This is a genomic window from Litchfieldia salsa (assembly GCF_900104555.1).
Lineage (GTDB): Bacteria > Bacillota > Bacilli > Bacillales > Bacillaceae_L > Litchfieldia > Litchfieldia salsa.
Window position 1 is genome coordinate 19,894 of the sequence record NZ_FNJU01000023.1, and the last position, 7,673, is coordinate 27,566.

Annotated in this window: 4 protein-coding genes; all 4 read left to right on the top strand. The window is 39.2% G+C overall.

What is annotated here, in order from left to right; genetic code table 11:
- Positions 1 to 57 precede the first annotated feature (57 nt).
- A complete protein-coding gene (pcrA, locus tag BLQ56_RS22590; protein ID WP_090859828.1) occupies positions 58 to 2,340 on the top strand; it encodes a DNA helicase PcrA in 2,283 nt (760 codons plus the stop codon).
- A 54-nt stretch (positions 2,341 to 2,394) separates the two neighbouring features.
- The gene (gene ligA, locus BLQ56_RS22595) at positions 2,395 to 4,398 is read left to right on the top strand and encodes an NAD-dependent DNA ligase LigA (RefSeq protein ID WP_090859830.1); all 2,004 of its coding nucleotides are present in this window, start codon (positions 2,395 to 2,397) and stop codon (positions 4,396 to 4,398) included.
- A 13-nt stretch (positions 4,399 to 4,411) separates the two neighbouring features.
- Entirely contained in the window at positions 4,412 to 5,626 is a 1,215-nt protein-coding gene (locus BLQ56_RS22600; RefSeq protein WP_090859832.1) for a CamS family sex pheromone protein, read from the top strand.
- A 336-nt stretch (positions 5,627 to 5,962) separates the two neighbouring features.
- A complete protein-coding gene (gene pruA / locus BLQ56_RS22605; RefSeq protein ID WP_090859834.1) occupies positions 5,963 to 7,513 on the top strand; it encodes an L-glutamate gamma-semialdehyde dehydrogenase in 1,551 nt (516 codons plus the stop codon).
- Positions 7,514 to 7,673 lie beyond the last annotated feature (160 nt).

A 7,673-nucleotide genomic window follows, 5' to 3' on the forward strand; every position in this document is an offset into this window, starting at 1 on the left:
AATAAAAACATATGTTCTTAAAAGTTGTGAGGGAATTTTAGATAAGGGTGTGATGTAATGCAATTTATGAGTAATAAATTGTTAGCGGGGTTGAATAAAGAACAACAAGAAGCAGTAAAAGCAACAGATGGCCCACTTCTACTAATGGCGGGTGCAGGTAGTGGAAAGACAAGAGTACTGACACATCGAATTGCCTATCTTATGGCTGAAAAGCAAGTAGCGCCTTGGAATATTCTTGCAATTACCTTTACAAATAAAGCGGCAAGAGAAATGAAGGATCGTGTTTCTGCTATTGTTGGAGGAGCAGCAGAAGATATTTGGATTTCGACGTTCCACTCTATGTGTGTCCGAATTCTTAGAAGAGACATTGATAGACTTGGCATCAATCGTAATTTCTCCATTTTAGACTCTGGTGATCAGCTGTCTGTTATAAAAAGTGTACTAAAAGAGAAAAACATGGATCCAAAAAAGAATGACCCTAGAAGTATATTAGGTTCAATTAGTAGTGCTAAAAATGAATTGATTACTCCTGAAGAATACGCAAAAACAGTTGGTGCTGGTGGGTATTATGAACAAACAGTCAGTGATGTGTATACAGAATATCAACGTAAATTGAGAAAGAATCAGTCATTGGACTTCGACGATTTAATCATGACAACCATTCAGTTATTTCAGAGAGTACCAGAGGTTCTTACAAATTATCAGCGTAAATTTCAATATATTCATGTGGATGAGTATCAAGATACGAACCATGCTCAATATCTATTAGTTAAACTATTAGCAGCAAGATTTAAAAATATTTGTGTGGTTGGAGATTCAGATCAATCTATCTATCGTTGGCGTGGTGCTGATATTGCTAACATTCTTTCGTTTGAAAAAGACTATCCAAACGCACAAATGATTATGCTAGAGCAAAACTATCGCTCAACTAAACGAATTCTTCAAGCAGCCAATGTGGTGATTGAGAATAATTCGAACAGAAAGCCGAAGGTACTTTGGACGGAAAATGACGAAGGTAGTAAGATTAGTTATTATCGTGCTGATAGTGAAGCAATGGAAGCACATTTTGTTGCAGGAAAAATTCGTGATTTAGTTAATAGTGGAGCAAGGAAACTATCAGATATTGCAATCCTCTATCGTACAAATGCCCAATCTCGTGTTATGGAGGAAGTGCTTCTTAAAAGTAATCTCAACTATACAATTGTTGGAGGAACAAAGTTCTATGATCGAAAAGAAATTAAAGATCTTCTTGCATACTTACGTTTAGTAGCCAACCCTGATGATGATCTAAGCTTAGCAAGAATTGTCAATGTTCCTAAACGTGGTGTAGGATCAACCTCGGTTGATAAAATTGCAAACTATGCAATTACAACAGATTTATCTTTATTTGATGCTCTTGCTGATATTGATTTACTAGGATTAAGTGCAAAAGTAACGAATTCATTACGAGACTTCCGAAATCAAATTAACCATTGGGGTCAGATGCAAGAGTATCTATCTGTAACAGAACTAGTAGAAGAAATTCTAGATAAAACAGGTTACAGGGACATGCTTAAAAATGAAAAATCAATCGAAGCTGAAAGTCGTCTTGAGAATATTGAGGAATTTTTATCGGTTACAAAAAATTTCGAAGAAAAAAATGAAGACAAAAGCTTAATTGCATTTCTAACAGACTTGGCACTTGTGGCTGATATTGATAAATTAGAAGAAGATGAGGAAGAAAAGGACAAGAGTAATGCAATTGTACTTATGACATTGCACTCTGCAAAAGGATTGGAGTTTCCAGTTGTCTTTTTAATCGGATTAGAGGAAGGTGTTTTCCCTCACAGTCGTTCTTTGATGGAAGAGGCTGAGATGGAGGAAGAGCGTCGACTTGCATATGTAGGGATTACTCGTGCAGAGGAAGATTTATATATCACAAATGCACAGATGAGAACATTATTTGGACGTACAAATATGAATCCAGTTTCAAGGTTTATAGGGGAGATTCCTGCAGACTTATTAGAGAACATGAATGAAATGTTGAAGCAACAGGAAAATCAGGCAAGAGCTAAAGCAAGAGCGCAAATAACTGCTCAAACACCTGCCAGAACGCCATTTACTCCTGCGCGCTCTGAAAGACGTGCGATGCCACAGCCGACATTTACAGCGGCAAAGTCTACAGGTGGGAATGAAATTACTTGGCAAGTAGGGGATAAAGCGGAGCATAAGAAGTGGGGCATTGGCACAGTTGTTAGTGTTAAGGGTGAAGGTGAATCAAAAGAACTTGATATTGCATTTCCAAGCCCAACAGGGATTAAAAGACTTCTTGCTAAATTTGCGCCGGTTACAAAAGTGTAAGCAACTCTGTTATAATCAATGAACTTATTTCATTTTAACGAGAGGGTTGAACTAATGGAAAAAGCGGCACAGCAACGTATAAATGAACTACATGTTAGTTTGAATCAATATAATTATGAATATTATGTTTTAGATAAACCGTCAGTTCCTGATGCGGAATATGATCGTTTAATGCAGGAACTTCAGCAGTTAGAAGGCGAATATCCTGAATTTATCACGAATGATTCGCCTTCCCTTCGCGTTGGTGGAAATATATTAGATGCCTTTCGCAAAGTGGAGCATCGAACACCAATGCTTAGCTTGGGGAATGCATTTAATGAGGATGACTTAAGGGATTTTGACCGCCGTGCAAAACAAGCTGTTGGTGGGGAGATTTCTTATGTATGTGAACTAAAGATTGATGGACTAGCTGTATCTCTGAGATATGAGAACGGTTTGTTTATCCAAGGTGCGACTCGTGGAGACGGGACCATTGGTGAGGATATTACAGAAAACCTAAAAACCGTTCGATCAATCCCATTAAGAATCAAACAACCAATTTCGCTTGAAGTCCGTGGGGAAGCATTTATGCCGAGAAAGTCATTTGAGAGCTTAAATAAAGCAAAGCTTGAAAATGAAGAAGAGCCATTTGCGAACCCGAGAAATGCTGCGGCTGGTTCACTACGACAGCTCGATCCAAAAATTGCAGCAAAGCGCAACCTTGATATTTACCTCTATAGTATTGCAGACCTAGGCGATACTGGCGTTGTTTCTCATAGTGAAGGACTAGATCTTCTTGATGATTTAGGCTTCAAAACAAACCCAGAACGTCAAAGATGTGCTACGATTGATGACGTGATTAAGTATGTAGAAATCTGGACAGAAAAACGCCCTAATCTTGCATATGAAATTGATGGAATTGTAATAAAGGTTGATTCTTTAGCTGATCAGGAGGCTTTAGGATTTACAGCAAAAAGTCCAAGATGGGCGATTGCGTATAAGTTCCCAGCAGAAGAAGTCATGACAAAGCTATTAGATATAGAGCTAAGTGTTGGAAGAACTGGAGTCATCACACCAACAGCCATCTTACAACCTGTTCGTGTAGCAGGTACAACTGTACAGAGAGCATCCCTTCACAATGAAGACCTTATCCGTGAAAAGGATCTGAAGATTGGTGATACGGTCGTTGTTAAAAAAGCAGGCGACATTATCCCTGAAGTTGTTAATGTTATTGTAGATTTAAGAACTGGTGCAGAAATAGAGTTTTCAATGCCAACACATTGTCCAGAGTGTGAAAGTGAGCTTGTGCGGCTTGAAGAAGAGGTAGCTCTTCGTTGTATTAACCCTGCATGTCCTGCTCAAATCCGTGAAGGATTGATTCATTTTGTATCAAGAAACGCGATGAATATTGATGGCCTTGGAGAGAGAGTAATTGCCCAATTATTCAAAGAGGAGCTTGTCGCAAATGTAGCTGACCTCTATAAGCTTGAAAAAGATCAGCTCCTGCAGTTAGAGCGTATGGGTGAAAAATCAGTTGATAATCTTCTAAAAGCGATAGAACAATCGAAACAAAACTCGTTAGAGAAACTATTATTCGGTTTAGGAATTCGACATGTAGGTGCGAAAGCGGCAAAAACACTAGCGCAGAACTTTGAAATCATTGACAATTTACAGAATGCAAGCTTTGAGGACTTGATTAGCATCCATGAGATTGGTGATAAAATGGCTGAATCGGTTGTCGCATTTTTTGATCAACCTGAGGTAGAAACATTAATAAATGAGCTCCAACAAAGTGGCGTGAATATGGCTTATAAGGGTCCTAAACTAATGGATACTACAGATATTGATTCTGTTTTCGCGGGGAAAACCATTGTGTTGACGGGAAAATTAGAACAGCTTAATCGTAATGATGCAAAAAGTGAAATCGAAGCACTTGGTGGGAAAGTAACTGGAAGTGTTAGTAAGAGTACTGATTTACTAATTGCAGGTGAGGCAGCGGGTTCAAAGTTAACAAAAGCACAGGAATTAAACATTGAGATTTGGGATGAACAACGATTAATTCAAGAATTGAAAAAGTAAGAGGTGTTTAATTTTGAAAAACCTACTCATGTTAGGTCTTACACTAGTGCTTCTTGTATCAGGATGTGCTCCTACCTTCGAAAAGGAAGAAGAAGTTGTACAGGAGACAAATGATACAAAGGAGACTGCGATTATTCCAAAATACAACATCTCAGAATCGTATTATCGAACAATATTGCCATTTAAATCTGGGGAAGCGAGAGGTCTTGTGTTAGGTAGACTAAATACCCGTCTCGACATCGATGAATTTGAAACGGGTTTAATGAGAATGGCACAAGATACTTTCAGTGTTGATAAGTATTTATACCAGGAAGGACAATACTTAAAGAAAACAACGATTGAGAGTTGGTTGGGTAGAACGTTAACGGCTGAACAGCTTGCAGCAAAGAAGCAGGCATCTAAGGATAAAGACAAGGAGCCAGAGAATCTTGGTTTAAATCCTAGTTTTGCCTATGATGCAAGTATTCCGTATGAAGAGCAAATGAAAAAAAGCCCGATCTATTTATCAAGCATCCTTGAACATAACTATTTGGTGAAAAATAGCGAGGGGCAGGTTGAATTAGGTGGTATCGCTATCGGTTTAGCTTTGAATTCTGTTTATTATTACAAGTTACCTGATGACTATGTGATAGAAGAATATCGTGGATTTCAGCGGGAAGCAAAGATTGATTCAGCTATACTTGAAGCAGAAGGTAAAAAAATGGCTGATGAAATTATTAAACGTTTAAGAAATATCCCTGAACTCAGTCAAGTACCGATTGTGATTTCCTTATTTGAACAAGCAGAAATTTCATCGATTGCTCCAGGTAACTTTATTGCTAAAGCAAAGGTGGATGGGAATAGTTCTAAGCTTGGAAAATGGGAAGATGTGAAAGAGGAGTATCAATTCTTTCCATCGACTAATGCAACTAAGGCTTACCCAGAGGATGCAGTTAAATTTGAGAATTTTCAACGAGATATTGCCGATTATTTCACAAATTACACAGGTGTGATAGGTCAAGGCTTCTATAAAAATGATGAGCTACAGGAGCTCAAGATCACCATTCCAATGCAGTTTTATGGAAAAGCAGAAGTAGTTGGATTTACTCAATATGTAACAGGGCTTGTGATGGATCATTTTCCTAGTTATATGAATGTTCGCATCTATATTTCCTCGGAAAGTGGACCAGAAGGTTTAATCGTCCGCGATTCAGGTGATGAAGAACCGTTTGTCCATATTTATGAATAACAATTTTAGGGGGGCCAATGGGTCTCCTTTTTTTTGGTTGATTCAATGTAGGTTATAGGAGGATAATTAGTTTTTATTGTCTAGCTCCAGGCGCCATCGGCTCGGGGTCATAAGCCAATCCGTCAAGAAGGTTAAAAAGCAACCTTCCAGCCGAATCGTCTTATGCCTGTCGCCGATAAGCGGGCGCCTTGCGCTTTTCTTAGAATAGGCTTGTATCATTAATTTGAAAAGTCTAACTATTTTGTATGGTTTGAAGAGTTAGGATATTTCTAGTAGAATAATAATTGTAAAGATTTTCAACTGCTTTTTAGAGTAGAAAGGGAGGCGAAAATTAGAATGGTAGTTCCATACAAACACGAACCATTTACTGATTTTACTGTTGAGGAGAACAAGAAAGCTTTTGAGGCTGGTCTTGCAACAGTTGAGACGTATTTAGGCAAAGATTATAGCTTGATTATTGGTGGAGAACGTATTACCACTGAAGAGAAAATTGTCTCAGTAAATCCAGCAGATCGATCCGAAGTTGTCGGACGTGTATCCAAAGCAGATAAAGCACTTGCCGAAAAAGCAATGCAGGTGGCGGATCATACCTTCCAAACATGGCGAAAAACAAAGCCTGAAATGCGTGCTGATATCTTATTCCGCGCTTCTGCTATTGTTCGCCGTCGCAAGCATGAATTCTCTGCACTACTTGTTAAAGAAGCAGGAAAACCGTGGAATGAAGCCGATGCTGATACAGCAGAAGCAATTGATTTCATGGAGTATTACGGACGTCAAATGTTAAAATTAAAAGACGGAATTCCAATCGAAAGCCGTCCAATTGAATATAATCGATTTAATTACATCCCACTTGGGGTTGGAGTTATTATTTCACCATGGAATTTTGCATTTGCAATCATGGCAGGGATGACGACAGCTGCGCTTGTATCGGGTAACACTGTCTTACTAAAGCCAGCAAGTACCACCCCAGTCATTGCAGCAAAATTTATGGAAGTGTTAGAGGAAGCTGGACTGCCAGCTGGAGTTGTTAGCTATATTCCAGGTAGCGGTTCAGAAGTTGGAGATTACTTAGTAGATCATCCCCGTACTCGTTTTATCAGCTTTACCGGTTCTCGTGATGTTGGTCTTCGCATTTATGAACGTGCATCAAAATTAAATGAAGGTCAGATTTGGCTGAAGCGCGTAATTGCTGAGATGGGTGGTAAGGACACGATTGTTGTTGATAAAGATGCTGATTTAGAATTGGCGGCAAAATCAATCGTGGCTTCTGCATTCGGTTTCTCAGGTCAAAAGTGTTCAGCTTGTTCACGGGTAGTTGTTCTTGAAGATGTATATGTTCAAGTACTTGATCGTGTAGTGAAGTTAACGAAAAAATTATCAGTAGGGGATACAGTTGGAAGCCCAACTGTTTCAATGGGACCTGTTAATGACCAAGGTGCATATGACAAGATTATGAGTTATGTAGAAATTGGTAAAGAAGAAGGTAGGCTAGCTTATGGTGGCAGGGGAGATGACTCTGAGGGCTGGTTCATCCAACCAACAATTTTTGCGGATGTTGATGAAAATGCCCGTCTAATGAAGGAAGAAATCTTTGGGCCTGTAGTTGCATTCTGTAAGGCAAAAGACTTTGATCATGCGCTTGATATTGCTAATAATACAGAATACGGTTTAACAGGTGCTGTCATTACCAACAACCGTGCTCACATTGAAAAAGCACGAGAAGATTTCCATGTTGGGAATCTTTACTTCAACCGTGGATGTACTGGAGCCATTGTTGGATATCAGCCATTTGGCGGATTCAATATGTCTGGCACCGACTCTAAAGCAGGTGGACCTGACTATTTATTGCTTCATATGCAAGCAAAAACGACTTCTGAAATGCTATAAATATAAGGGGAAGGCCTTCGTGGATTGGAGGCCTTTTTGGTTTGGTGTGGTAGATTGATAGGTGTAGAGTGTTAGTGAATTCCCGGAAAGAGAGTGTAATCCCACGAAAGAAGAGGGTAATCCCGCGAAAGTGGAGAGGAATCCCACGAAGGAGTAGGAA

Coding starts and splice junctions, on each gene's coding strand:
- pruA (WP_090859834.1), top strand. CDS start 5,963: ATGGTAGTTCCATACAAACACGAACCATTTACTGATTTTACTGTTGAG.
- ligA (WP_090859830.1), top strand. CDS start 2,395: ATGGAAAAAGCGGCACAGCAACGTATAAATGAACTACATGTTAGTTTG.
- pcrA (WP_090859828.1), top strand. CDS start 58: ATGCAATTTATGAGTAATAAATTGTTAGCGGGGTTGAATAAAGAACAA.